The organism is Haliscomenobacter sp. (genome assembly GCF_041740695.1).
Taxonomy (GTDB): domain Bacteria; phylum Bacteroidota; class Bacteroidia; order Chitinophagales; family Saprospiraceae; genus Haliscomenobacter.
The window spans coordinates 23,713-48,734 of sequence record NZ_JBGSLK010000042.1 but is presented as its reverse complement, the minus strand read 5'-3'; the positions used below and the strand labels follow the sequence as shown (position 1 = coordinate 48,734).

Here is a 25,022-nt window from a genome sequence, read left to right as displayed (position 1 = left end):
TATAACCGCTTGTTTCGGAGCGAAGTGATGTAGTAATTCATTCAATGGCAAAATATTATCATCGTGTTCAAAGGTAGGTATTTAAGGGGAGCAGATATTATTTTTATTTAGCTACAAAATAACAAAGCCGCTAAGAAGAAATGCTTGGCGGCTTTGTTATTTGTTGCAATTCACTCTAAGGCTTGATCTTAGTCCCTGGCTGTTCAATTTCAAAATCTTCCTTCTTTTTGGAATCAGCCACCATCTTGCGCACATCCGCCAGCAATTGTTTGGCATCGTACACAATTCCATCTTTCACCGTGTATTTCACGCCACCAACCCGTACAACCTTGTTGTCATCAGCCAGTTTGATGGCTCCCGTTCCGTACAGGACTTGCAGGTTTTGCAGGGGATTTTCTTCCAAGATCACCATATCGGCCAGTTTTCCGACCTGGATGGTGCCCACCTTATCCGCAATGCCTAGCGCCTCCGCTCCATTGAGCGTTGCACTTTTGATCACTTCCAGGGGGTGAAAACCCGCTTCGCGCAACATTTCCAATTCACGGATGAAGGCAAAACCATATAGCTGGTAAATGAAACCCGAGTCAGAACCAGCGGTTACCCGGCCACCGCGGTTCTTGTATTCGTTGACGAAGGTCATCCACAGCCGATAGTTTTCTTTCCAACTGATCTCTTGTTCGGTACCCCAGGACTGCCAGTAAGAACCATGCGAAATCCGACTCGGCATGTAAAAACGCCAAAGCGAAGGCAGGGTGTATTCCTCATGCCATTCGGCCCGACGGGCGCGCATCAGATCGCGGTTGGCGTCGTAGATGTTGAAAGTGGGATCGAGGGTGAAATCCAGCGCCAGCAATTCATCCATGACTTTTTTCCAATGCTCGGAATAGGGTGCTGCGGCCTGCTTCCACAGTTTGCCCGCCTGCTCAAAACGGTCTTGCTCGTTTTGGTAGTTGTAATCCAGGGGGTAGTTTTGCACCGTTTGGTTGGTAAACAAGGCTTCCGGCAAACCGTACCAATGCTCCATCGTAGTGAGGCCGGCGCGGGCAGAATTGAGCACGTTCCAACGGGCCACATCCATTTGTGCGTGGTGGCAGGCCGAGCGCAACCCAAGCTTTTTGTTTTCGTCCAAAGCTGCCGTCATGATTTCTGGTGGCGCGCCAAAAAACTTGATGCCATCGGAGCCTTTTTGAGCGTTTTGCCGCACCCATTCACGCGCCTGTTCGGGCGTGCTGATGGGCTCTTTGGCACCTTGTCCGAAGAAAGAAAAGGCCAGTAGGCGAGGAGCGGTGATTTCATTTTTTTCACTGCGGCGCTTGTGCTCCAATACCCAATCGAGGCCATTGCCAGCACCAGGGTCACGCACGGTGGTGATGCCGTGGCCCATCCAGAGTTTGAAAACGTACTCGGCATCGGCACCCTGGGCTTGCCCGCCGATGTGCCCGTGCATGTCGATCAGGCCGGGCAGCATGTACATGCCTTCGCAATTGTATTCTTTGCCGCCGGGCTTGAGTTGTGGGCGACTTTTGGGATCAATGGGCACCCCAGGATAACCCACGTTTTTGACCTCCTTGATGATGTTGTTTTCCACCACCACGTCGACTGGACCAGTTGGGGGTGCCCCGTTGCCGTTGATGAGGGTAACGCCGCGGATGATGAGTTGGGCGTAAGGGCCGTCACCTTCTTTGCGGTCGGGGGATTTTTTGACCTGCGCGAAGGCAGCGCTGCACAGGGTAAGGAATAGGAAAAAGAAAAAGTATCTGGTTTTATGCATGGCTTCAGGTTTTAAAATGATGTTTGCCAAAGCGACATTTTTATTATCACAAAGGGAAAAAAGAGTACACAGAGGACACAAAGTTAGACGTTGACAAGAGTAAATGGTAAACGAAAGCTCCGTCGACGTCTAACTTTGTGTCCTCTGTGCCCCTTTGTGCTTTCTTTGTGAAAAAAAATGTCGCTTTGGTTATGTCGCACATTCTGTAGTGTTGACTCAACTAGTGTTGTTCAATCATTTCAACTTGGTGGTATAGTCGACCACGAGATTACAAAACAGCCTCACCCCCAATTGCATCCCCGCTTCATCCACATAAAAATCGGGAGTGTGGTGCGGCGGTGCAGTTTTGGGATCCTGGCCTTTGGGCATGCCGCCTACGAAGTAAAACATAGAAGGCACTTCATTGGCAAAAAAAGCGAAGTCTTCGGCACCAGTCACAGCGCGGGAAATCACCACATTGTCTTCGCCACAAACCCGTTTTAAAGTTGGGCCCATTTTTGTGAACAACTCGGGGTTGTTGAAGGTGATCGGCACGTGTTTGATAATTTCCACTTCAGCAACAGCGCCCGATGCCTCGGCGATGTTGGTGGCAGTGCGGCGAATGCGTTCGTGGAGGTCAGTTTGCATGTCTACATCCAGGGTACGGATGGTGCCTTCCAGTTCTACCTCTTCGGGGATGATGTTGTTGCGCACCCCGCCGCTGATTTTGCCTACACTGATGACTACCGCTTCGCGAGTCAGCTCCATTTGGCGGCTGACGATGGTTTGTAGGCCCAGCACAATTTGAGCGGCTACCGTAACCGGGTCCACTCCCGCCCAAGGCTGCGAGCCGTGGGTTTGTTTGCCTTTCACTTTGATGACATAACGATCCGCTGCCGCCATCAGGCCACCGGGGCGGATGTTGATGTTGCCTACCTCGATGATGGAACTGATGTGTTGGCCAAAAACGATGTTCATTTTGAGGTCTTTCAGTAGGCCTTCTTCGACCATCAATTTGGCACCGCCGCTTTCACCCGGAGGTGGACCTTCTTCGGCAGGTTGGAAGATGAAGACCACTGTGCCTGCCAATTGGCTTTTAATGCCGGTCAGGATGCTGGCTGCACCCATCAGCATGGCGACGTGGGTATCATGGCCGCAGGCGTGCATCACGCCTACTTCTTCGCCCCGATAATCGCCTTTGACTTTGGAGGCGAAGGGGATTTTTACCCGCTCAACGACGGGCAAGCCGTCCATATCCGCGCGTAGGCCAACTACTGGGCCAGGTTTGCCAGTTCGCAGGATGCCGATGACTCCGGTTTTGGCTACACCCGTCCGTACTTCCAGTCCCAGACTGCGCAGATGGGTTGCTACCTTTTCGGCAGTTTTAAATTCCCGGTTGCTGAGTTCGGGATTTTGGTGAAAGTCGCGCCGCCATTCGATGACTTTGGCGTCCATGGCGACGGCTTGTTTGTCGATTTGGTCGTACACGGTTTGGGCCTGTAACACGGTTTGAGCGAACCCAAACATGAGGCACCACAATAGAAATTGTGTTTTTTTCATTCTAATCCATTTATAAGATAAAAACAGGAAATCCGAATTTTGATTGTTTTTTTAGAGTCGAATCACGGCACAGCTTTAACATATCTTCTTAGGTGTCTATGGTTTCTTAGGTGGTGAAATATCTTGCCGTAGGCTTTTTTTTACCACCTAAGAAACCATAGACACCTAAGAAACACCTAAGGGTAGCTACTTCAATTCCGCATAATACTGATAAAAATACGGAATGGTTTCAATGCCTTTGTAAAAATTGAACAAGCCATAATGCTCGTTGGGCGAGTGGATGTTGTCGCTGTCCAGCCCAAAACCCATGAGCACTGATTTTACGCCCAAAATGGACTCAAACAAAGCCACAATGGGGATACTGCCGCCGCCGCGTTGGGGGATGGGCGCTTTGCCAAAGGTCTGTTCCATCGCCTTGGCCGCAGCCTGGTATTCGGGCGTGTCGGTAGGCGTCACTACGGGCAAGCCGCCCTGGTGGGCGCGTACTTCCACTTGCACCGAAGGTGGCGCAATGGCTTTGAAATGCCGGGCGAACAAGTCGGTGATCTTGTCGGGATCCTGATTGGGCACCAGGCGCATGCTGATTTTGGCAAAAGCCTTGGAAGGCAATACCGTTTTGGCACCTTCGCCGATGTAGCCGCCCCATACACCGTTCACATCCAGGGTGGGGCGAATGGAAGTGCGCTCCAGCGTAGTGTAGCCCGCTTCCCCGTGCACCGACCCAATGCCCAAATCGGACATGTAGTGCTTTTCGTTGAAGGGCGCTTCGTTCATGGCTTTGCGCTCTTTGCTGGGCACGGTCAACACATCCTCGTAAAAGCCGGGAATGGTGATGTGGTTGTTTTCATCCTGCATGGAGGCAATCATTTTGCTCAGGATGTTGATTGGGTTGGCTACTGCGCCGCCGTAAACGCCGGAGTGCAAGTCGCGGTTGGCCCCGGTGACTTCTACTTCCACATAACTCAAGCCGCGCAAACCTACGTTGATGGAAGGGGTTTGGTTGTCGATGATGGAGGTATCCGAAATCAGGATCACATCACAGGCTAGCTTTGTGCGGTTTTGTTCCAGGAAGGCACCGAGGTGGACGGAACCAACCTCTTCTTCCCCCTCAATCATAAACTTCACATTGCAAGGCAATTCACCCGCTGCCAGCATGGCTTCAAAAGCTTTGATGTGCATGTACACCTGACCTTTGTCGTCGCAGGAGCCGCGGGCATAGATGGCACCGTCGGGATGCAAATCGGTTTTTTTAATCACCGGATCAAATGGCCCGGAAGTCCAGAGTTCGAGTGGATCGGCGGGTTGTACGTCGTAGTGGCCGTAGACCAATACGGTAGGCTTACTGGGATCGATCAGTTTTTCGCCATACACGATGGGGTGCCCGGCGGTGGGGACCACTTCGACACTATCTGCTCCGGCGGCGCGGAGTTTTTCGGCTACAAATTCGGCCGTACGCGCTACATCATCCTTGTAGGCAGGATCCGCACTGATCGAAGCGATCCGCAACATGTCCAGGAGTTCTTCGAGGAAACGATTTTGGTGTTGCTGGATGTACGTTTGTGTCTTTTGCATGTGAAAAAGATTATCTGGTCACTTCGGCTTCGCTCAGTGACCGGGTGCTCAATACTTGAGTTTTCAAAATATGTGTCCTAACAAATCCAGCTGCCCCTCGCGCCAGCCCTTATCCCCCAGCATTTTCACCATCAATCCTCCGACCTTGCGGTTCAATACGCCGAGGGTTTGGTCGCCTTGCAGGAACAGCCATTTGCAGTCATTCTCCACTGCAAGAAAATCATTTTTCAGGTAAAATTCAGGCTCGGGGGCGATTAAAAGTAGGGCCTCGATTTGGGCTTCGCGGGCGACGGTTTCCAGGAAGTTCAATAGCTTGGTACCCAATCCTTTATTTTGGTAGTCGGGGTGGATGCAGACGTCGGCCAGGCCAAAGATGCGCAGGACCTGCCCGGCGTTGTGAATCATTCGGTGCTCTACGGCGATGTGGCCGAGGAGGGTGCCTTGGGAGTCGTGGGCGAGGATGCGGAAATGGGGGATTTGGCGGAAGTGGGAGCGGGGTGGGTATTGGGGGAAGGAGATTTGGAGCAAATCGGCAATGCGGGCACGTTGAAGGGAAGGGAGGAGGTAGTCGGGGGTGTGGGTGATGGTCATGACTTTTTTTTATCTAGTCAAAGATATGATCAATCCTGATGCTTTGGTGCATAGCCTGCAGCATTCTTTCGCAACGCATCTGCTGGAAAAAGGAGTGGACTTGAGTTATATTCAGGAACTGTTGGGCAGGAGAGTAGCAAAACGACTGAAATCTACACGCACATTACCCACAAAGGCTGGAATAGAATCAAAAGCCCAATTGATGATTTGAAAATTTAATGGATGATTGTTTGTTGGGTAAATAATCGTTTGCTATATTCGTTGGTGAGACTGTTCCTCTACTGCGTAGATAAACCGCGTAGACAAAAGAAAATGAGATGCAGACTAAGCAATTATACACGCAAGTAACGACTAAGTAAAAGACGCAATGCGGGTTTTGGTTAGTCGTTACTTGTGGTAGTACTTAAGTTGTAGGCAAAAAAACTATAAATAACATTCAAAAACTTTAAATTTGTTGTGATGAAATCAAAAATTCAAGCTGTTATTTCAAATAGAGGTGCATCAATTGATGCTATCAAGCAAACTTTGGAATACATAAACAGTGCGTTAATAAATCTTAGTGATTTAAAGAGGTTTGAGGACTGGTTAATCGAACAGGAAATAGTAGATGATATTACTAAAAAGGAGTTGCAAAACAATGATATTGAGAAATTTGTGGAACGTTTGTCCTTCGAAAAAAAATATTGGGAGAATATTCAAATAAGATTTGCAAGGCAGACGCTAAATATTGGAGTAGTGGGGCGAATGGGGCAAGGGAAAAGCACTTTTTTACAAAGCATTTCTGCCTTGACAGATGAACATATCCCGGCTAAGTCTGGCCAAGCCTGTACAAGTACCCAAAGTGTAATATATCACACAGAATCAAAAGAATTTGCAAAAGTCTATTACTACAATGAAAAAGACTTTATTAATGAGGTTTTATATCCGTACTATAGTAATCTCGACAATATTAAAGGTTTAGGAAAATCCAATTTGCCATCTTCGCTAAGTGAATTCGAGAAAACATCCTTTAAACCATTAGGTGATATACAAGGCTTAAGTAGCAAAAAGGAAGGCTGGTATAATAATTTATTAAAATTGCACTCAAATATTGCAGATTATAAAAACCTAATTTCTAGTGATTTTGAAGAAATTAATATTAGTAAAATCAAAGAATTCGTTCAATATACATATAATGAGAAAAACGATGATATAGCTTCATATAGATATGTGGCAGTAAAAAAAATTGAAATATTTACTAAATTCCCTGATAACAATGTATTCCAATTAGGACTTATTGATATCCCTGGGTTAGGTGATACTAGACTTGGGGATGAAGAAAGAATGATTCGTGCATTAGGTGAAGATGTCGACATAATTTTATTCATCAGAAAGCCAGATAAAGATCGGAATCAATGGCAGGATGTTGATACGAATTTATATGACATTGCAAGCAGTGTTTTGAGGGAAAAATTATCGTTAGACACTTGGTCGTTCATGCTTATTAACAATAGACATGGCAGTATAGAGGACTGCAATTTATTAAAAAAAACGATTTCTCTAAAAGGAAGAATTAAAACTATTGACTGCTTAATTGCAAACTGTAAATCTCCCGAAGAATCTAAACAAGCACTAGAAACTATAATTACCTACTTGGTTACTTCAATTTCAGAACTAGATGCGGTATTTATAAAAAACTGTAGAAAATTACTATACCTCACGGAGTGAGGATTTGTGCAAATGACTGAAAGTTTAATGTTAAAAGAGATTTGAGCTCATCTTTACGAACCGGACAATGATTAATGTCGAACATAGCTTGGACGATAGCTTGATGAAAGATTTTAGCTGATTCAAAATAGTGATTACTGATAATTTCCTTTTTGATGTACTTCCAAAGTCGTTCAATGAGGTTGAGATTCGGGGAGTAAGCTGGCAAAAAGACGAGCTCTATGCCCAGCGCGGTAGCCCAAGTCTTGACAAAAGCGCAGTGTTGGTAGCGAGCATTATCCAAGATGATATAAATGGGGATACCTTTTTTGCACTTTGCACTCAATAATTTGAGGAGTTCTACCACCGTATCGGCGTTTACATAAGTGGTGTTGATCACGGAATACACTTGTAAAGAGATGGCATCCAGTGCCCCCAAGACATTAATCCGATCACGCCCTGGGGCAGCTTTGATAAAGATTCTAGTAACAGACCAAACCATTTGGACCAAAGGCAGCAAAGTAAAATGAGCCCCATCCATAAAGAAAAGATAACAGCGCCCATTTTGAGCTTTGTGGATGAGTTTGTTGATTTTATTTTGCACAAAAAGCTGCTGTTGCTCGGGGTCGGCTTTGGCTGGAATATGCCCGGCTTTTCTGGGTTTCATCCCCAACTTGTGCATAAAATCGCGTACTGCATCTATGCCTAAAGTCTCTCCGGTTAAGTTCTTAATAGCGGCTTTAGCTTGCTTGGCAGTACGGGGAGGATGTACATTGAAATATTCCTCCAGCGTCATTTGATGTCCGCTAAGTCGTGACTCGGGCCCTTTATACCGAAAGCTCAGTAGCTGATTCAACCCACCTTCATGATAGCGTTTGATATACGTGACTATACTATTGCGGTGAACACCGCTGATGTCACTGACTTTTGTGCGACTATTTCCCTGGCTTGTCCAGTACAATACATCCATTCGTTTGCGAACTGATGCTAGAGGATTATGAAGTCTTTCGTATTTTGCACGTTCAATGTCGGCTTTGCTGATGTTGAGGGTAAGCATCTGGTTTGATTCTTGGTCGACTCAAATCTAACTTTGCTTACCCTTTTTTTATACCTTTTTGCACAAATCCTCACTCCGTGAGGTATACACAAAATTTTGAATTTAAGCGTGTTTGTTGGGCTTCTTTGAATATTTTTCAAAAAAACCGCTAAAAAAACCTTATATTTATCATTAGGCTTTGTGGGTAAAGAGGCACTAATGGGTGCCTCGCCAAGCTTAGTAATGTTATGCTTAAATTTACAGTCCACATGAAAAAATTGATCCAAAAAATACTCAGGAAAAACGGCTTTCAAATCAGCAAATTCCCTGACGAAGATTCAACAATACGCATGAAAATGATGGAGCATTTTAATATAGATACCTTGTTTGATGTAGGCGCTAATATTGGACAATACGCTTTTAAGATGAGGACGATAGGATACCAGAAAAAAATCATCTCGTTTGAACCTGTAAAAAGTGCTTTTGAGGGTTTGAAAAAGGCTGCTTTAAATGACCACAATTGGCTGGTAAACAATTACGCTTTGGGCGACGAAGACACCACGAGCACGATCAATATTGCCAACAATTCTTATAGTAGCTCGATTTTAAATATGTTGCCCGTGCACCTCAGCAGCGCTCCAGAATCTAAATATGTAGCAACAGAGGAAATAGAAATTAAAAAAATTGACTCGATCTTCAGTACTTTTTGTGCCAAAGAAGAAAGTGTGATGATGAAAATTGATACGCAGGGATATGAAAAAAATGTATTGGAAGGTGCAACTGAATCTTTGCATAAAATTAAAATCATTCAACTGGAAATGTCCATTGCTCCACTGTATGAAAATGAAATGACCTACCTTGAAATGATTAAATACCTCGATAACAAGGGTTATCAGTTGTTCAATTTGGAGAATGGGTTTACAGATTCAACGACCGGTCAATTGCGGCAAGTGGATGGAATATTTGTCCAAAAACATATTTTATAACCTCCACATCCATAAAATTGGGGCTCTTATGACTGCAAATGCCCAATCATAAGAGCCCGAAATTTAATAGCTAGTGGTGATCACCATAAAGGGCAGAACCTTTTTTCGTTGACTGTCCGCATGAACAAGGTAATAATTTCCAGAGGCCACATCTGCTGGAAGTTCCCAATTTAGCTTATTCCAACCAGAAACGGTTTGTTCCACAATCGTTTTAATGACCCGACCCAATTGATCAACGATGGTAAAAGTGGCCGTGGGTTGATCCGTGTAAATTTTGATGGTCAGGGTGCTTTGTCCTTTGCTCAAAACCGTAGGATAAATCATCCAGGAATCATCCGAATCGCAGGCAACTCGTTCTTGAAGCACTTCGCTGTAGGTGAATTTTTTATCCAGATTTACCGTTTTTAAACGGTAGTAATTGGTCGCTACCAGTGGGCTATCGATGTACTCAAAAGTTTGGAAGCCGTAATATTCTTCCTTGTTGACAATTGCGAATAGCTCAAAGTTGGTTCCATCCTCACTTTTTTCCAATTCAAAATGGCTTAAGTTTTCATCTACAACTGAGCCCCAATTCAGCGCAATTTTGCATTCATTCACCTGGGTCCGAAAATTGCTGTTTACGGTCGATGCTCTCGATTCTACCCTCGAAAGAGACTGAGGGTCTTTTAACAAAACAATGGATTCAAAAGGCCTCAACACCAGTTGACCAGAATGCTCTCTTTTTTCAAGATCAAGATAGTTTGCCCCCAATTGTATGGTTTTATTGACCGTGGATGGATTGTATTCAAATCGGATATAATCATCCGGATTGGTCATACTGACGCTGGTTTCCAACAACTGTACATTGTCCAGCCAATAGGAAAAATTCTCACTGGCTGCTTGAAACATGATGCATGCCGCAGTTTCTGAAGCTGGAAAGGAAAAAAGCACTTCATATTCTGACCTTGTAGGGGTAATTCTGATGGTTCTGATCGTTGACAAGGTTTTCCAGGGGGAGTTAATTTGTCGCAAAGAGACCTCGATATGGGTTTCTACTTGTCCGATTGCGCTGAAGCGGAGGAGGTACTGTTTGGTTTTTGTAATTGCACCGAATTCAAGTGAGAGCAGGCCTGAACTTGCGCCAGAAATTTTCATTGCTTTTTGATCCAGCGCGCTGGTGGAAGTCCAGTCAGTACGGCATGCCCCATCAGCAGACCAACAGTATACATTGGTCGGGCTAGATTCAAAGTTACCATTGGGGTATTTATTTAAACTTTCGTCCAATGATAGCACGGTGAAAGGGTTTATTTTTAGCGGACTCCCGCCCGCTTCCTGGTTTTGGCCCGTTACCATTTGTGGGCTTTTTACGTCGTAGAATTTTTTCTTCCGGTTGCCTTGGTAGTTGTCATATTCGGAAATGATGGTCAAATCATCATCAAACGGACGAGCATAATAATTTCCTGAAAAATTGCCAAGGTTCGCGAAGTCATTGTCCAAAGACTTATAAGAAGCAGCGACTTGTTCCTGTTTTTTGGAAAAAAACTGGTTGTCGGTAACCGTTAAATCCGAAACTGGGCCAGCCAAATGGTCGTGAACGGACAAAAGCTGAATGCCATTGTTGAATAGCAAATTGTTTTGAATTTGGATGCTTCTGGAATTGTGAATGAATATTCCATTGTTCTTACAATTGGCAACCGTGTTGTCAAAAATTTCTACATTGGTCGTATTGTCATCCAGGTAGATCCCTTCGGCTGGAAAAAAGTTGAGCTCGTTGGTACCTTCTGGGGCAGCTAAACCATTGATAACGATATTGCCGACAATGCTTCGTTTGAAAAAAGGAATGTCTTTGCCCCCAGTCCAGGTATAAATTCCAGCGCCATCGTCCAGGATGGTACAAAATGTATCGATGAAATTGTTTTTGATGAGGTTGGAGTCACCAAAAAAACGTATTCCTACATACCCGGTATTGATGATGGTATTGTTCTGCGCCACCATACCTTTGGCATAGTTGACGATGCCATAAGATTGACCAACAATCATCCCGGGATGAATTCCAGAATTGCGGATGGTGTTGTTTTTTACAATGGCATGCGGGTTATTGTAATTCAGGTTAACCGCTTTGCTATTCGAGAAGTTGATGGTGCAATTTTCCAGTACAAAATTGGAACGTCCGGACAATTGAATGGCGTCGATTCCAGAATACAAAATCTGGGAGTTTACAATTTTTAAGTTTTGCAGGTTTGACCAATCACAAAATACGCCATATTGGTTGGCGCCTTTGATGGTTAAATTGTCAATCACCAGGTTGCTAGCTCTGGGTTCAATCAAGACATCAATCGTTCCGACTTGTACCTTAAAACTGGACACCTTGCTGTTGCCCAAAAAAACATAGAGCTTTTTGGTGGAAGAATTGTAATACCACTCTCCGAACTTATCCAAGGTTTTTAAGTGATTTTGTATAAAATAACCATACCCATCCATCAAACCATTGGGAATCTCTGTCCCAAAGTTGATTTGTTTTTGGGAGTGGGAACTTATTTTCACCTTGTCGATCGTGTACCTGGTGCTTCGAACGACCAATTCTGCGTTGTCCCAATTGGTGGCAGAAGTAAGCTGTTCATCCACAATATAGTTAGCTCCATGAGATTCAAAATTCAGGTAGCCTTTATTGCCTGCATTTGCATTGGGGTATCGGCCCATTGCATGATTGATCCCGTTGATGACGACCAAATTTACAGCTGACTGATTGATTAAAAAAGGACTTTCGTAAATTCCTCCTCCAACGGATTTCCAGTTCGACACGGTGGTAAATCCACTGATCACTGGCCGTTCGCCCTTGCCATAAGCCCCTAATACAATGGGCGACAGGGGAGATCCTGACTTGGATGCCTGAATGGATCCAAAAAACACTTCTCCACGCTTGAACAGAATTGAATCTCCGGGTTGAAGCTCTCCAAAAAAGGCATTTAATTTAGCGGTGGTTTGCCAGGGCGTTTTTGAATTCTGGGCCAACAAAGGGCTTCTCGAATCGTTGCCTTGGGCAGTAGAAAAATAATAAGTAGTTGCTAGACACTGCCATGAACACCACAGCAGTAGCAAAAAAGAAAGGGTGAACTGTCTCATAAATCGGCTTGCTTGTTTTTGTTACTCGTGACAGAAACGAGTAAGGCCGACCTTTAGTATCTAGCTCATTTTATTAACTCTTAGAAAATCAGTGATTTATGTATGTTTAACTCCGGTTAAACTAACTATTCAATTTTTTTCAACTATCTAAAATGGTGTTTTAACCCCCTTCATTTTTTCTTTTAGCATGTAGCCAATGAAGACCGGGCCGTAAAATAAGTACCGTTTCCACAATCGTTTGGGCTCACTAATTAGGCGTCCTAACCATTCTAATCCCAGATTGATCCATACCTGGCCAGGGCGATTGACAGTGCCCGCATAAAAGTCAAAAACCGCGCCAATACAGCAGGTCAGCCTTGTTTCCAAGACGGAATGAAACTCGTGCGCCCATTTTTCTTGCTTAGGTGCCGTCATTCCGATGAACAAAACTTCGGGTTGAAAAGCATTCACCATTTTTACCATCATTTCGTTGTCTGCTGCTGAAAACGAAGCTTTAAATGGGGGTGAAAAAAAACCAGCTTCGATGGAAGGATATTCTTTGGTTAGGCGACTTTGAATTTTTTTTAAAATTTCTGCAGATGAACCCAAATAGAAGCATTTTCCTCCTTTTTGGTTCAGGTAATCCAAGAGGTATTGGTGCACATCCGCACCCGCAATCTTCCGGATGTGTTTGCCCGTCAGAAACTGCGTGGAGGCCGTGATGGCTACCCCGTCCGGAAGCAGGATTTCGGCATCCAATAAGGCGCGTTTAAACCCTGCATCTTTTTCAGCGATGCAGTAAGAATATTGATTGATCGTATCGATCAGTAGTTTTTCGCTCGAGTCTAGCTCTTGAAGGGCCCCTGAAAAGAGCTTGTATCCCAGGAAAGGGGTGAGGGTATAGGTCATGACTCCTTTTTTTTAAGTACCAGATCACCATCGATCAATGGCGATGGGGTAATTACCGCCGAATAAATGGATTCAAGTGTTTTTAAATTGACTGCGGGCGTGTAATACTTTTCATAGGTTGCTCTTGCCCTTAGTGCGTATTGCGTTTGTTCTCTTTCAGACAATGCCTTCCAGCCCTTTAGTTTTTGAGCCAAATCGACACTGTTCCCCGCTTCAAAATGTAAGCCATTGTAATGGTCTTCAACCATGGTTGACATGGCGCCTAAATTGCTGGCGATAACCGGAGTACCCGTTGAAAATGCCTCGAGAATGGTCAGGGGCATTCCTTCAAAACAGGTGGATGGAAAGACCAAAGCGGTACAACGCCTCAATTCCTCCGACACCCTATCCGGGCTTAAAGGGCCTTTAAATTGTATGTTTGGGTAAATATCTGCATGCGCTTGGACCAATTGTTCCATCGGCCCATAGCCATAAATCAGTAGCTCGTGGCCCGTTTCCGCAAAGGCCTTTAACAGGACATCGAGGCCTTTTTCAGCGGACAATCGGCCGATAAAAACAAAATGATTTTTTCTTTTGATTCGGTCATCAAAGAGGAGATCAGCGATTGAATTCCCCTTGATGACAAATTTGTCTTCGGGAATCCCTAAAGTAGACTGTAAAAACATGTTCTTCATAAATCCGGAAAAAACCAGGTAGCGATCGACCTTTTGCCAGGTCCTTAATTTTTTGTGCAGGAAAACAGTAAAAGCCAGGTAGAAAGATTGGAGGACTGAGTTTCTATAAACCCCTTTGCTCACCGCTTTCCAAGGAAATTGCTGCTTCAAACTATCTAAATGAATGTTTCCACGATAAAAAAGCGTCGCGGAAGGGCAAATGAGCCGGAAGTTGTGCAAGGAGATTACGATGGGGACTTTTACAAATTGGCAAGCAACTACTACAGCTGGAGAAGCGGCAAAATGCCAATTGTGCAGGTGCACTACATCCGGTTGGAAGCTGCGTATTTTATGGATTGTTTTGATGAAAGAAAAAACATTGAATGGCGAAAGTAGTAAAGTCAAAAACGCGCTCAGAGGCTGGTGCGGATTTTGAAAACTCAATAGTTCAACCTCCAGTCCAGCCTCCTTTAATAAGGCCATTTCCGCAACAATCACAGCATCTTCGCCGCCCTTGTCTCGGTAAAAGGTATGGATAATCAGAATTTTCATCGCTAGGGGTTATTTACACAAAATTCAACGAATGGCTTGTAGAATCCCGGTTTTAAAGTTTTCAACCATGTTTTCAACGGTATATTTTTCTGCACTGTGCTTGCAATATTCCCACATTAGTTTGTACCGTTCACTCCGCAATAAGTCTACGACTGCATGGGTATACTCAGCTACGGTATTGTCAACCATCAACCCATTTTTGCCCTGCTCCAGGTATTCGATTTCCGGGCTGTGAAATTTATATTGGGTAGTGACCATGGGGGTTTCCAGCGCAAAGGAATCCAGTACGCCCAATCCAACCAGGCCAGGCATCAAAAACAGGGCGGAAATTTTGAAGTATTTAACCCGATCCTTCCCAAATTTTGGGCCTAAGTAGTGGATCCACTCGAATTGCTCCGCTGCAGCAATGACTTTGGGGGCATCAATACCCGAGCCAATAAAAATCATGTGAAAACCGGGGATTTCCTCCTTAATTTTCATACAACAAGCCAATAAAAATTCGATGCGTTTTTCCGGGTACATGCCGCCACAAAATATCCCGACCTGATTGCCTACGATGCCGAGTTCGGCTTTTAGTTCGGCTGCTTCAGCAGCGCTGATTTGGGCGTATTGTTCCACCAGCAAATTCGTATTGATTGCGTTTTGAACCGCGGTAATTTGCTGCTCGGGATAACCTAAATCAGCCAGGCTGTTTTTCACCCCTGCGGTATAGGCAAACCACCAATCACAATGCTTGACCAACAAGTATTTCAATCTGTTGCCCCAGCTCTTGGGCGCATCCTGCATGTTGCGGCCATGCCCCCAAAACCCTAATTTAAAGGTTGAAAAACGCCTGTTGATCACCAAAAGGTGATTCAAAATCAATCGATTGGCCGACTCTACGATCACCAAATCTTGGTGTTTTAATGCGTGGATACAGGGTTGCCAAAGGAGATTGATGTGGCCTAATTTGATCGTTTTATTGGGGATATACTTGCTCCATTCCAAGTCAATTTCATCATTTTTAAGCCCCTCATCATTTTTAAGTCCTTCCTCGTTTTTTTGTTTGCCATAAATTAAATTCAGTTCTACATCTTCTTCCTCTAAGGCTTTTCTAAGCAGCTCAAAAAACTCCTGTCGGTATTGTACCAATGACTTCTGAATGATTAAAACTTTTTTCATGCTTATAAGTTTGAGATGTTGTACACCTTTGACCAGGTTTCCAGGTTGATTACCCTCCAAAAAGGAAAATTGGGGCTTTCCATAGGTTTTTTAAATACCTCCCGAATTTTATCGGCTTTCCAGATTTTTTTTGTAGAAAAATGGGTAGAATGGATCAGATCAGAAACATAGCTTTTATAGGCAGGGTCACTGGAAATGTAATCCAGAAAGGGGGTCTTGAAGCCAATTTTTTTGCGGTTTTGGGTGATCGAATCCGGTAGCATGGTTCCGAAGGTTTCCCTTTGGATCCGTTTGGTTACCCCATTTTTGAATTTCAACTCATTCGGGATGGAAAAGGCAAACTCCATCATGCGGTAATCCATAAAGGGAGAGCGTATTTCAATGGACTGCGACATGGAAGAAACATCTTCATAGTGCAGGATTTGATTGAGCCCCTCATGATTGATCTGCTTCAAGAGGTAATTGCTGAAATTATTCCCCTGTAATGAAAATTGGTAAGCCGGTTGATAATGGTGATAATGGTCTTTCGTAAAATCATTGTTCAAATAAGCCAGGGATTTTTCCTGAAACCTGGCTCTCAGGTAGGCAGAAAAAGATTGATTGATCACCGACTTAAACATTTGACCCAGCAGGAATTTTTTTGAATAGTGGTTAAAGGTGTTTAAAGCCGAAAATTCTTTCAAAAAATTTCCACTCCGCGACAAAAGTTGGTCCACCAGGTGTACCCCGGAAATGTAACGATCGTATCCCGCATACGCTTCATCACTTCCCTGCCCATTCAGTACAACTTTGATGCCTCTCTCCATGCAGGCCTTCATGATGTTGTGGTGCGCAACGGCATTAAAAGAAAAGACGGGGTGGTCTAAAGCGTAAATGGTTTTTTCAAAATCGTCAATGGTTTTTTGGGTGTCGATCACCATTTCATGCAAACGAATGTGCTGGCAAGTTTTGATGAACTCCCGCGCAACGGGGGTTTCGTCATCCTCATAATTTGGAAAAGAGGCAATGAATGCATGGATCTCATTTTGATTCAATTCACCTCTTTGGATCAAATTGTCGGTCACCTTGGCAATGGAGGAAGAATCGAGGCCGCCACTTAACAATAAAGCCACCGGAACATCACTCCGGTACCTCAATTTTACTGCACTTTCAAACAAGGCGACGTATTCTTCATAAAAACTTGCGGTGGGATCATGTTGAAATAAATTTTCTTTTAACACCCAATATTTGTGGTGTGAAACAATACCCTGTTCAACGATGAGGTTGTTGCCAGGCAGCAATTCAAAACAGTCTTCAAAAAAAGTCTCCCCATCATTGTTTCGATAGCCATAAGCCAAATACTCGTATACTTTGCTGAGGTTGGCATTTTCAAACTTATGCACTGCGTGTAGTCCTTTCAGTTCGCTGGAAAAGTACAAGACCTGATCCACGATGCAATAATAAAAAGGTTTGACCCCCATTCGATCGCGGGAACAAAACAGCCTTTTTTTGCGAAAATCATAAATGGCAAAAGCCCACATCCCATTGAAGTGGTTGACACAGTCGTCACCATATTCCAGGTAACTGTTCAGAATGACTTCGGTATCCGAATCGGTTCTGAACGTGTATCCTTTGGCAATCAAGGTTTGTTTTACCTCAATGTAATTGTAAATTTCTCCATTAAAGACCAGTACAACATCTTCGTTTTCACTCAACATGGGCTGATTGGCCGAGGTGCTGAGATCGATGATGCTTAGTCTCCGAAATCCCAAGCCTACTGCATTTTTGACGAATATTCCTTCCGAGTCGGGCCCCCGATGCGCAATGGTATTGTTCATTAACCGAAGGGTCGTTTGAAATGAGCCATTGTGAAGAAACTCATCCTTATTCTTCAATGAAAGCATTCCGTTTATTCCGCACATGTTATCGTCCAGTTGAATATTCGTGAAATTTGATGTTCAATAAACCAGCAAATCCGCCAAAACTCTCGGCGATTTTTAACACGCCGAAGTATCGATATTTAAAACCAATGGGTGTCAATACCATGGCTAAAGCGCCAACAATGAGGTATGCGACATTCACCAGGATTTTTTTGAGCACTCTGGCATAGCGTTTTTCCAGCAGCATGATGTAGGTGTAGGTATTTGCCACGCGAAACCTGCGTTTGATCAGCCATTGCAGGGTGGCTCTTTTGGCAGGAATGGTTTCATACACGGTTGCTTTTGCTGCCCAAAAAATGTTTGCTCCTTTTTTCAAAGCACTGATCCCGAAATAAGTGTCTTCGGCGCCCAGGGAATTGAAGCGGGTATCAAACCTAAGGTGGTGATCTCTGATAAACTGGGCGCGCATCACCAAATTTGCAGTTTCCAAATAGCTCAGCTTTTTTTGATCCTCAATTTTTTGGTGCCAGAACCATTGAGCAATGGCTGGTGAAACAAAGGTTTCAAAGATTGGAATCACTGGTCCAAGCGCAAAATCTCCTCGGTTGTTTACAATTGAGGAGATCAATTCATTTAACCAATTGGATGTTACATACTGATCGTCATCTACGCTCACCATGTAGTCTGGATCTAAGCGCAATGCTTGGTCAATGATTTCATTTCTGACATTGGATAGCCCTTTGGTTGGGCAGTTAAAATAGTGCACGCAAAAAGGGGCGGTGGCATTTTTGCTCCACTTAGCCGTGATTGGCTCTCCCGTTTTTTCAACATCATTGTCAACGATGATGAGGTCAACCTGTTTGACCAATGCGGGATCCAAGTGACAGGCAAAAATGCTTTTCAACAGTTTGTCCAGCATAACTGGTCTTTTGTAGGTCGGAATACCAATGGTTATTTTGTACATGTTTTTTGGATAATTGAAAGTCAGTAACTCAGCTTTGAAACTGTTCTTTTACTTCCATGGCCGAACAAATCGTTTCTTTAAATTCCCTGGAGACCCTGTTCACATCGTGGCGCATTGCTGCAATTTTTTGAGCGTTTTGAGCCAGGTTTTTTCTGGCACTTTCATCCAGGATCAGTTGTTTGATGGCCTTGGATAAATCCTCTTCTTTATTTTCAGTCACCACGACTGCCCACCCATATTCCTCGGCGTATTTTACTGCCGCCGTATCCTTAGGTGCAAAAAGTACAATCGGTGTCCCACTAATCATGTATTCCGAAGCTTTGGTTGGCATGGAATATTTGATGTATTGGGTAGCTATGGTAGAAAAATCATAAGGCAGGATCAACAGATCAGCTTCTGAAAATACCCTGGGCAGCTCTTTGTAGGGAACAAATTTCCGGTGTTGTACACAGGAATAAGCCGCAGTCCAATCTGGAATTTCTGCGGTTTGTAAAACGAATTTGATGGAAAGCTGGAGTTCCTCATTCAAGGCTTGAATGGTCTTTGCAATGGTTTTGAGCGAGTTTTGAATCCCCAATCCGGTTCTGCCCGCATACAGTAGGGTAGGGGGGGTATTCAGCGCATAGTCTGCACGCTGGTATTGTTTCCAAAAATCGGCATCAATCGGATTGTGAAAGGCCGTAAATGTTTTGCCATACCTTTGCTGATATTCCTCCGACATGTAGTCGGAAATGCTCAAGAACACGGTGCAACTTTCCAGGAGCGCCCTGAATTCATGGTCAATTTTCCGTTTCCAGTAGTGTTTGAACAAGCCCTCGCTGCTGATGATGGTCGGCCAATCGTCCATCATGTGGAAGACCATGTTTTTTTGGAGGTAAGCTTGCACCGCAATACAAAAGGCGATGGAACCTCTATCCGAGCATTGGGCATAAATGACATCCGGCTTGAATTCATCTAGCCAGGCACAAAAATCTTTTGACAATTCTAAGCTTGAAGCCGCATGAAACAATCCTAAATATTGCAGAAAAGGATAAAACACTTTTGTGATGAGCTGCACCCGTAGCTTGGAAACAGGCTGGGTTAAATTTTGAATGGGTTTTTCATCAAAGGTGACCAGTCCAGAATGGTATTTCCGTTTTAGGAGGTTAAAAGGAAAAACCCATTTGTGCTCTTTTTCTCCCAACTGATAATAAGTAGAACAAATGCTGGTGTCGATGTTGTCCTGGAGCAAATAGCCACTGCAAGCAACCGCCAATTTACGGCTGTCCCAACCGGTGAATAAATTGGACAAAGTGATTCCTCCCCCGGTATCGGTGTTAAAGGGCTGATTGAGAATGAGTACTTTGGGTGTAGTCATGAGGGTGATGGGTTAAAATACAGTTTCAATACTTCATCAGGAAGCATTCGGATGGCTTTGGAATAACCTATTCCTACCGCAATCCAAACCAGCAGATAATTCAGGGTAAAGGTGTTCACCGTGGATGGATACATGTTGATCAGGGCAAAAACAATCCAGAACCCAGCCGCTTTTGCAAAAAGATTTTTGGAAGCAAAAATACCCAGAAAGGCTGCCGGAAGAGCAATCAATAGCAATAGGCCAAAACTAATCAGGCCTCCTTTTAAGATGATTTGCAAATAATCGGTCTCGATGACGTTTCGAAAACCCGTACGGTTGTCCGGATCAATCCCCGGGCAATAATATTCCCCCAATAGTCCTTTTCCAATCAACCAGTCTTGGGTGGTCATGTCCCGGTAAAAACACAGTTCTACATTGCTTCTGGTGTCTTCAAGTCCTCGGTCTTTGAGATAAGTGAACAAAGTACCTTCTTGAGCAATGCTCCATCCATATACAAACAATGCCCCGCAGCAGACCAAAGAAAAACCAATCACCAAAACCCTGGCTTTGCTTTGATACAGGTAAACAAAATAAGCCAACACTAAAGGCACACTCGCCATAAAAAGTAGGCCGCGCCGGGCTTTTAGAATGGCCAAAAGGATGATTGTCAACACAATGATTAAAGCAAGAATTTTCCGTTTGTTGGAATGGTAGATAAAAGTCAGCAAAATAAAAGTGGTAGGCATGGCAAGTGTCCTGGTGAAAATTTCCACGATGGTTCTGCTGATCAAATTGTCACGATCCGCAAAGATGATCTCTCTGGCAAAAATGGCACTCAAGCCTAAAAAAACCAGCCCCAAGAGCAAAATGACGTCAAAGAGTCTTTTGTAAAAAAATAGATTTTTGGGAAACAACAAAAGCAACGGGGTGAAATACAGGAAAACGCCAAACCAGGCGTCAAAAAGCATCCCTTTAATCAGATCGTAGTCAAAAGTGATCCCCCGGGCAATTACCCCCATCAACCAAACAAAATAGAGGACAAAAAGAACCCTGAGGTAAAAGTTGTCAAATGCAAACCGCAGTTGAGGAAAAAGCCCCGCCCAGAACAGCGCCAAGCCCAGGCTCTGGAAAGCCTGGCAAACGATCCAGTTCACATAGGTTGTTTGAGCAACGGCATACCCGATTGTATACAGCATAAACCCCAGCCAAAACAGATCGAGCAGCAGCTGGTCTTTTCGCGGAAGGCTGAGGTGCTTGAAGTAAGCAGCATCGCCAATCAACAAGAGTGTCGGGTTGTTTTTGCCAACGTCCATGTTAAAGTGTGGTTTTTACCGCATCTAATAACTCCAGGTGTTTATTTATGCTTAGCCAATTGTCCATTTCAATCGGTGGACGTGCTTCCAAATCATGGGTTAAACAATAATGAATCCCTCTACTGAGGTCTTCCGCATCCTTGTAAGTAGCCAGGTAGCCATTGATCCCATGCTGAATCAAATCAGGGATTCCGCCGGTGTTAAAAGCAACCACTGGGGTCCCACAAGCCAGCGATTCAAAAATGGTATAAGGCAGGTTGTCGGCCAGCGAAGGCGCGATGAATACATCCGCTGCGTTGTACAATAGTGCCAGAGTATATTCGTCCTTCAGTTGTCCCATGAATCGGGTTGGAAATGGAATGGCTTCCGAAATTTTGGGATCATCACCCGAACCAAATATCAGGACTGAGGTTTTTTCAGTCTGCCCTCGTTGGTGAAATAGGTTTAAAGCCGCTTGTAAATATTCCCAGCCTTTGTAAGGGCTTTGCACATGAGCCGCTCCAAATAAAATAACTTGCTCTTCCGGGTCAATATTCAGGATTTCCCTGGCCAGTTTTTTGCTAAAAGGCTTAAATACTTTTCGATCAAGTACATTCGGGATATGAAACAAGGGTTTGTCGCGGGTCAAAGCCGATTGGCTGGCACAGTCGTAAAGCCACTTGCTGGGGGAAACGAAGAATAAATTGTCGTATTTGGAATAGAGTTTTAATTTTTTTTCGAACCCTCTGGTCGAAAGATCCCTTTCTGTTGAATCAGGAAAACATTGGCAATTGTGGCACTTTGTTTTATACTTTTCACAATCAAAGCTATAATGACAACCTCCAGTAAGGTAGCACATGTCGTGCAGGATGACAATGATCGGCTTTCCCAATTTTGCCAATTGTTCAATGTTGATGAGGCTCAAAAAACCATGATGTACCCAATGAAGGTAAATGGCATCGGCTTGTTTGACCTGTTCCAACTGGGTAACATTTGACCCGAATGAGGAATAAGAAAACAAGCCAAAATCTTTATTGGTCTTGCGCGCCAAATGTTCATTCAATTTGTAACTCAAGGCCGAAACCAATGCTTGTTTTTTACCCAATTTGACCTGGGTACTGCTATCCGGTACTTCAGAAAACAGCGATACGATGCTGGAGCTTATCCCTGCCTTAATGAATTCATCGTGAAGTCTTCTGCCAAAATCCCCTGAAGAGGAGGAACGGTACTGAAATTGTACAATTTTTTTCATGCATTGATTATTTAGCCCAAATGCCTCGTTTATTTTTTTCGATGATTTGAAAATACTGGATGGGTGCCAAAATAAAGCCGTTGAAATTTGCTACAATGGCAGCAATAAATACTGCATGAACACCAATGTGAAAGTGTTTTATCAATACCAGGCATGAAATGATGTACACAAAAGGGCTGATTAAACTGGCAAAAAACTGCAACCTCAGGGCACTAATGCCGTTTAAAAAAGCCACGTAGATGTTGCTAAAAATAACCACATTAAAAAACAAGAATCCCCAAAGCGACAACTGAAAATCAATGTGTACCGTACCCTTCCCCAGCCATAATTCATAAATGGTACTGGCCATAAGCAGCATGACAATGCTCAATCCCGCCAACAGCAGATTCAGTACATTGTAATTTTTCACACTGCTTTTTATCCAGGAAATTTCCCCCTTAAAAAATGCTTCGGTTGAAGCAGACCAGAATGGAGCAACAAAAATGACCGTGATCATTTCCAATATCCCAAAATATTTGTACACAACATTATAGGAAACCACATCTGCAGTACTAAAATTTTGGGCAATAATGATGTTCGCCGTCTGGAATTGGATGATAAAAGCAATTTGAATCACAAAGAAAAAAAGCCCCAGATTGAGCAGGTCTTTGGAGTATGATAATTTTACTTTACTCCACCTAGGGCGGTATCTGTGATAGGCACCTCGGAAGAAAAAAACATTCGCCACCGTCAATACCAATATTGGGGAAAGACATAGCGCGAGGCCAAGTCGGGTCAAAGAACCTTCCGAGGTTTTCGTCAGCAGAAAGATGAACAGCATGGACAACACCTGCCCTGAAAAGTCAATTAAGGCTACTTTTGAGGGATTTTGATTCGCAGTTAAAATAGTAGTGATGATCCTCAACACGAACTGTATGCAGAAGTAGGTAAATACAATCAGCGCCAGGATAGATACTTCAGCACGCATCTCAATGGAAATCCCCAGCATTTTTGCCCAGTTCAGGAATGGATTGATGGCCAAAAAAAGCAACCAAACCACTAAAAAAGCAAACCCCAGCAAGGCATAGGCGGTGCTGACATAGACCTGGGCCTTGTCATCGTCCCCTTCGGCTTTGGCTCCGGCAAACTTATTGCGCAATCCTTGGGTCAGTCCAATGTCAAAAAAACTAACCCAGGCCACCATCGAACTAATGGTCAGCCAAATACCATACCTCGACGGATTGATGTAGTCAATCGTCAATGGAACCATAATCAAGCTGACCATCACACTGCCTCCTTTGATCAGGATGCTTTCAACAATATTTTTTTTGATTTTGACACTCCTTTGGTGCCCTTTATTGATGATGTTGAGGATCTTAGAATGCATTGTCTTCTCCTTTTACCATATTCTTTACGGTGAGAAAAATACATTTGCAATCGAACCAAAAACTCCAGTTTTCAATGTAATTCACATCGTGTTCTACTCTTTTGTCCATCTGGTACAACTCTTTGGTTGGACCTCTCCAGCCACTGACTTGCGCCCAACCGGTTATACCCGGCTTTACCTCATGCCGAATCATGTACTTGTCGATCAGTTTGGAGTAGTCTTCCGTGTGTTGAAGCATATGTGGCCGTGGACCGACTACGGACATATCACCTTTGAGTACATTAAAAAACTGAGGCAATTCATCAATATTGGTTTTTCTGAAAATTGCGCCCATTTGGGTAATCCGGGAATCTCTTCTAGTAGCCTGGCGGCGATCACTTTTTTCATTGACCTCCATCGTTCTGAATTTGATGCAGTAAAAGGGCTTATTCCAATAACCTGTCCTTTTTTGCAGGAAAAAGATGGGGCCTTTTGACTCCATCTTGATCATAAGTATGACCAGGGGAAAAAGCCAGGGGAAAATCAACACAATCACCAACAAACTAAAAACAATGTCGAAAACACGTTTGAGGATCTTGTTTGGGAGCAAACACAGGGGTTCTCTTTTCCTACTAAAAATCGGCAAATGGGCAAATTGTTCCAACTGAATGCCTCGATCAAAAAGATCGACCTCAAGGGGTACAATTTCAAAATCGATGTAGCGGTTTCGACAAAGCTGAATAATGCGTTTTATAGTTTGTTTGGATAAATCACTGTAGAAATACAATAGCTTACTGATGTTGCTGTTTTTGTTTAAATAAGCTTCGATGTCGTCAACTCCCCCTAAATTGGTCACCTCTGGTATGGCTTCATGCCCGAAGCGCCCCACGCACAAGACGTGATCTCCATATACCGAAGAAAGCACCAATTGGAGGTGTTGGAGATTGGAACCTCCACCTCCCACCACTGCATAAGTCAATCCAACAGTTCTGTTTCTAATGTAATTGCGGATTGCAAAATGCGAAATACTGGCAAGGAGCAAAAAGGAAAAAAAGGCGGGTATCAAAAAGTGGGTCTGGAAAACGGTGAAAAAAAACTGGTAATAAACCAAGCTGATCAATCCAAGATAGATCAAAACACCCCAAAATAAGTCCTTGATTTTCAGATTTAACTTAACCCCTTCAAAAACCTGGTAGACATTCGTAAATGTAGCTGTCAGCAGCCAGATGATATTGATACACAATACCAAATAGGGTAGGGCATTCATGACAAGCGGCTCAAATCCCTGGTTGTATGAAATTTGTACCAATAAAAACCCAAATAAGCACAAGTTTAACCAAACCGCGTCCAATGCGATCGCCAGGTATAAGTAGCGATCGGTATTTCTTTCCATTCTGGTTTTATCGGAAATTGCTATTTCTCGATGAACAAATGGTT

General features: G+C 43.9%; 18 protein-coding genes and 1 pseudogene. 3 read left to right on the top strand and 16 right to left on the bottom strand.

Features of this window, described 5'->3' with window-relative positions; genetic code table 11:
- Positions 1-175: 175 nt before the first annotated feature.
- From ACEW9O_RS08940 to ACEW9O_RS08925, 4 genes are all read right to left on the bottom strand, one after another.
- Positions 176-1,771, bottom strand: coding sequence for an amidohydrolase family protein (locus ACEW9O_RS08940; protein ID WP_373549807.1), 1,596 nt, complete (start codon positions 1,769-1,771; stop codon positions 176-178).
- Between the two features lie 234 nt (positions 1,772-2,005).
- Positions 2,006-3,310: an amidohydrolase gene (locus ACEW9O_RS08935; RefSeq protein ID WP_373549806.1), complete on the bottom strand. Its 1,305-nt coding sequence runs from the start codon at positions 3,308-3,310 to the stop codon at positions 2,006-2,008.
- 186 nt (positions 3,311-3,496) lie between these two features.
- Entirely contained in the window at positions 3,497-4,882 is a 1,386-nt protein-coding gene (locus tag ACEW9O_RS08930; RefSeq protein ID WP_373549805.1) for a dipeptidase, read from the bottom strand.
- Positions 4,883-4,945: 63 nt separating this feature from the next.
- Positions 4,946-5,473 carry a GNAT family N-acetyltransferase gene (locus ACEW9O_RS08925; RefSeq protein ID WP_373549804.1) on the bottom strand — a complete coding sequence of 176 codons (528 nt, stop codon included), beginning with the start codon at positions 5,471-5,473 and terminating at the stop codon, positions 4,946-4,948.
- A gap of 46 nt (positions 5,474-5,519) precedes the next feature.
- Here ACEW9O_RS08925 and ACEW9O_RS08920 point away from each other — a divergent pair.
- Positions 5,520-5,692, top strand: a pseudogene (locus ACEW9O_RS08920) (tyrosine-type recombinase/integrase); the annotation flags it as partial.
- A gap of 240 nt (positions 5,693-5,932) precedes the next feature.
- Complete coding sequence (locus ACEW9O_RS08915; RefSeq protein WP_373549803.1) at positions 5,933-7,180, top strand: dynamin family protein; 1,248 nt, start codon at positions 5,933-5,935, stop codon at positions 7,178-7,180.
- Here ACEW9O_RS08915 and ACEW9O_RS08910 read toward each other — a convergent pair.
- Positions 7,170-8,216 (bottom strand): IS630 family transposase, encoded by a 1,047-nt coding sequence (locus tag ACEW9O_RS08910; protein WP_373549802.1) that lies wholly within the window; start codon positions 8,214-8,216, stop codon positions 7,170-7,172. The genes ACEW9O_RS08915 and ACEW9O_RS08910 overlap by 11 nt on opposite strands.
- Positions 8,217-8,464: 248 nt before the next feature.
- Between ACEW9O_RS08910 and ACEW9O_RS08905 the strand changes: the two genes are divergently transcribed.
- Complete coding sequence (locus tag ACEW9O_RS08905) at positions 8,465-9,181, top strand: FkbM family methyltransferase (protein ID WP_373549801.1); 717 nt, start codon at positions 8,465-8,467, stop codon at positions 9,179-9,181.
- 63 nt (positions 9,182-9,244) lie between these two features.
- Here the strand turns inward: ACEW9O_RS08905 and ACEW9O_RS08900 are convergent, their stop codons facing one another.
- From ACEW9O_RS08900 to ACEW9O_RS08850, 11 genes are all read right to left on the bottom strand, one after another.
- Positions 9,245-12,283 (bottom strand): nitrous oxide reductase family maturation protein NosD, encoded by a 3,039-nt coding sequence (locus tag ACEW9O_RS08900; protein WP_373549800.1) that lies wholly within the window; start codon positions 12,281-12,283, stop codon positions 9,245-9,247.
- Between the two features lie 147 nt (positions 12,284-12,430).
- Positions 12,431-13,171, bottom strand: coding sequence for a WecB/TagA/CpsF family glycosyltransferase (locus ACEW9O_RS08895; RefSeq protein ID WP_373549799.1), 741 nt, complete (start codon positions 13,169-13,171; stop codon positions 12,431-12,433).
- Positions 13,168-14,376 carry a glycosyltransferase family 4 protein gene (locus tag ACEW9O_RS08890; RefSeq protein ID WP_373549798.1) on the bottom strand — a complete coding sequence of 403 codons (1,209 nt, stop codon included), beginning with the start codon at positions 14,374-14,376 and terminating at the stop codon, positions 13,168-13,170. The genes ACEW9O_RS08895 and ACEW9O_RS08890 overlap by 4 nt, the downstream gene beginning before the upstream one ends.
- A 24-nt stretch (positions 14,377-14,400) precedes the next feature.
- Positions 14,401-15,537 carry a glycosyltransferase family 4 protein gene (locus ACEW9O_RS08885; RefSeq protein ID WP_373549797.1) on the bottom strand — a complete coding sequence of 379 codons (1,137 nt, stop codon included), beginning with the start codon at positions 15,535-15,537 and terminating at the stop codon, positions 14,401-14,403.
- A 2-nt stretch (positions 15,538-15,539) separates the two neighbouring features.
- Positions 15,540-17,438, bottom strand: coding sequence for an asparagine synthase (glutamine-hydrolyzing) (gene asnB, locus ACEW9O_RS08880; RefSeq protein WP_373549796.1), 1,899 nt, complete (start codon positions 17,436-17,438; stop codon positions 15,540-15,542).
- A 1-nt stretch (position 17,439) separates the two neighbouring features.
- Entirely contained in the window at positions 17,440-18,360 is a 921-nt protein-coding gene (locus ACEW9O_RS08875) for a glycosyltransferase family 2 protein (protein ID WP_373549795.1), read from the bottom strand.
- A gap of 28 nt (positions 18,361-18,388) precedes the next feature.
- Positions 18,389-19,717 carry a glycosyltransferase gene (locus ACEW9O_RS08870; protein ID WP_373549794.1) on the bottom strand — a complete coding sequence of 443 codons (1,329 nt, stop codon included), beginning with the start codon at positions 19,715-19,717 and terminating at the stop codon, positions 18,389-18,391.
- Positions 19,714-21,009, bottom strand: a complete 1,296-nt coding sequence (locus ACEW9O_RS08865) for a hypothetical protein (RefSeq protein ID WP_373549793.1) — start codon at positions 21,007-21,009, stop codon at positions 19,714-19,716. The genes ACEW9O_RS08870 and ACEW9O_RS08865 overlap by 4 nt, the downstream gene beginning before the upstream one ends.
- A 1-nt stretch (position 21,010) precedes the next feature.
- Complete coding sequence (locus ACEW9O_RS08860) at positions 21,011-22,240, bottom strand: glycosyltransferase (protein WP_373549792.1); 1,230 nt, start codon at positions 22,238-22,240, stop codon at positions 21,011-21,013.
- A gap of 7 nt (positions 22,241-22,247) precedes the next feature.
- Positions 22,248-23,606 carry an MATE family efflux transporter gene (locus ACEW9O_RS08855; protein WP_373549791.1) on the bottom strand — a complete coding sequence of 453 codons (1,359 nt, stop codon included), beginning with the start codon at positions 23,604-23,606 and terminating at the stop codon, positions 22,248-22,250.
- A complete protein-coding gene (locus ACEW9O_RS08850; RefSeq protein WP_373549790.1) occupies positions 23,596-24,978 on the bottom strand; it encodes an exopolysaccharide biosynthesis polyprenyl glycosylphosphotransferase in 1,383 nt (460 codons plus the stop codon). The genes ACEW9O_RS08855 and ACEW9O_RS08850 overlap by 11 nt, the downstream gene beginning before the upstream one ends.
- Between the last annotated feature and the right edge of the window lie 44 nt (positions 24,979-25,022).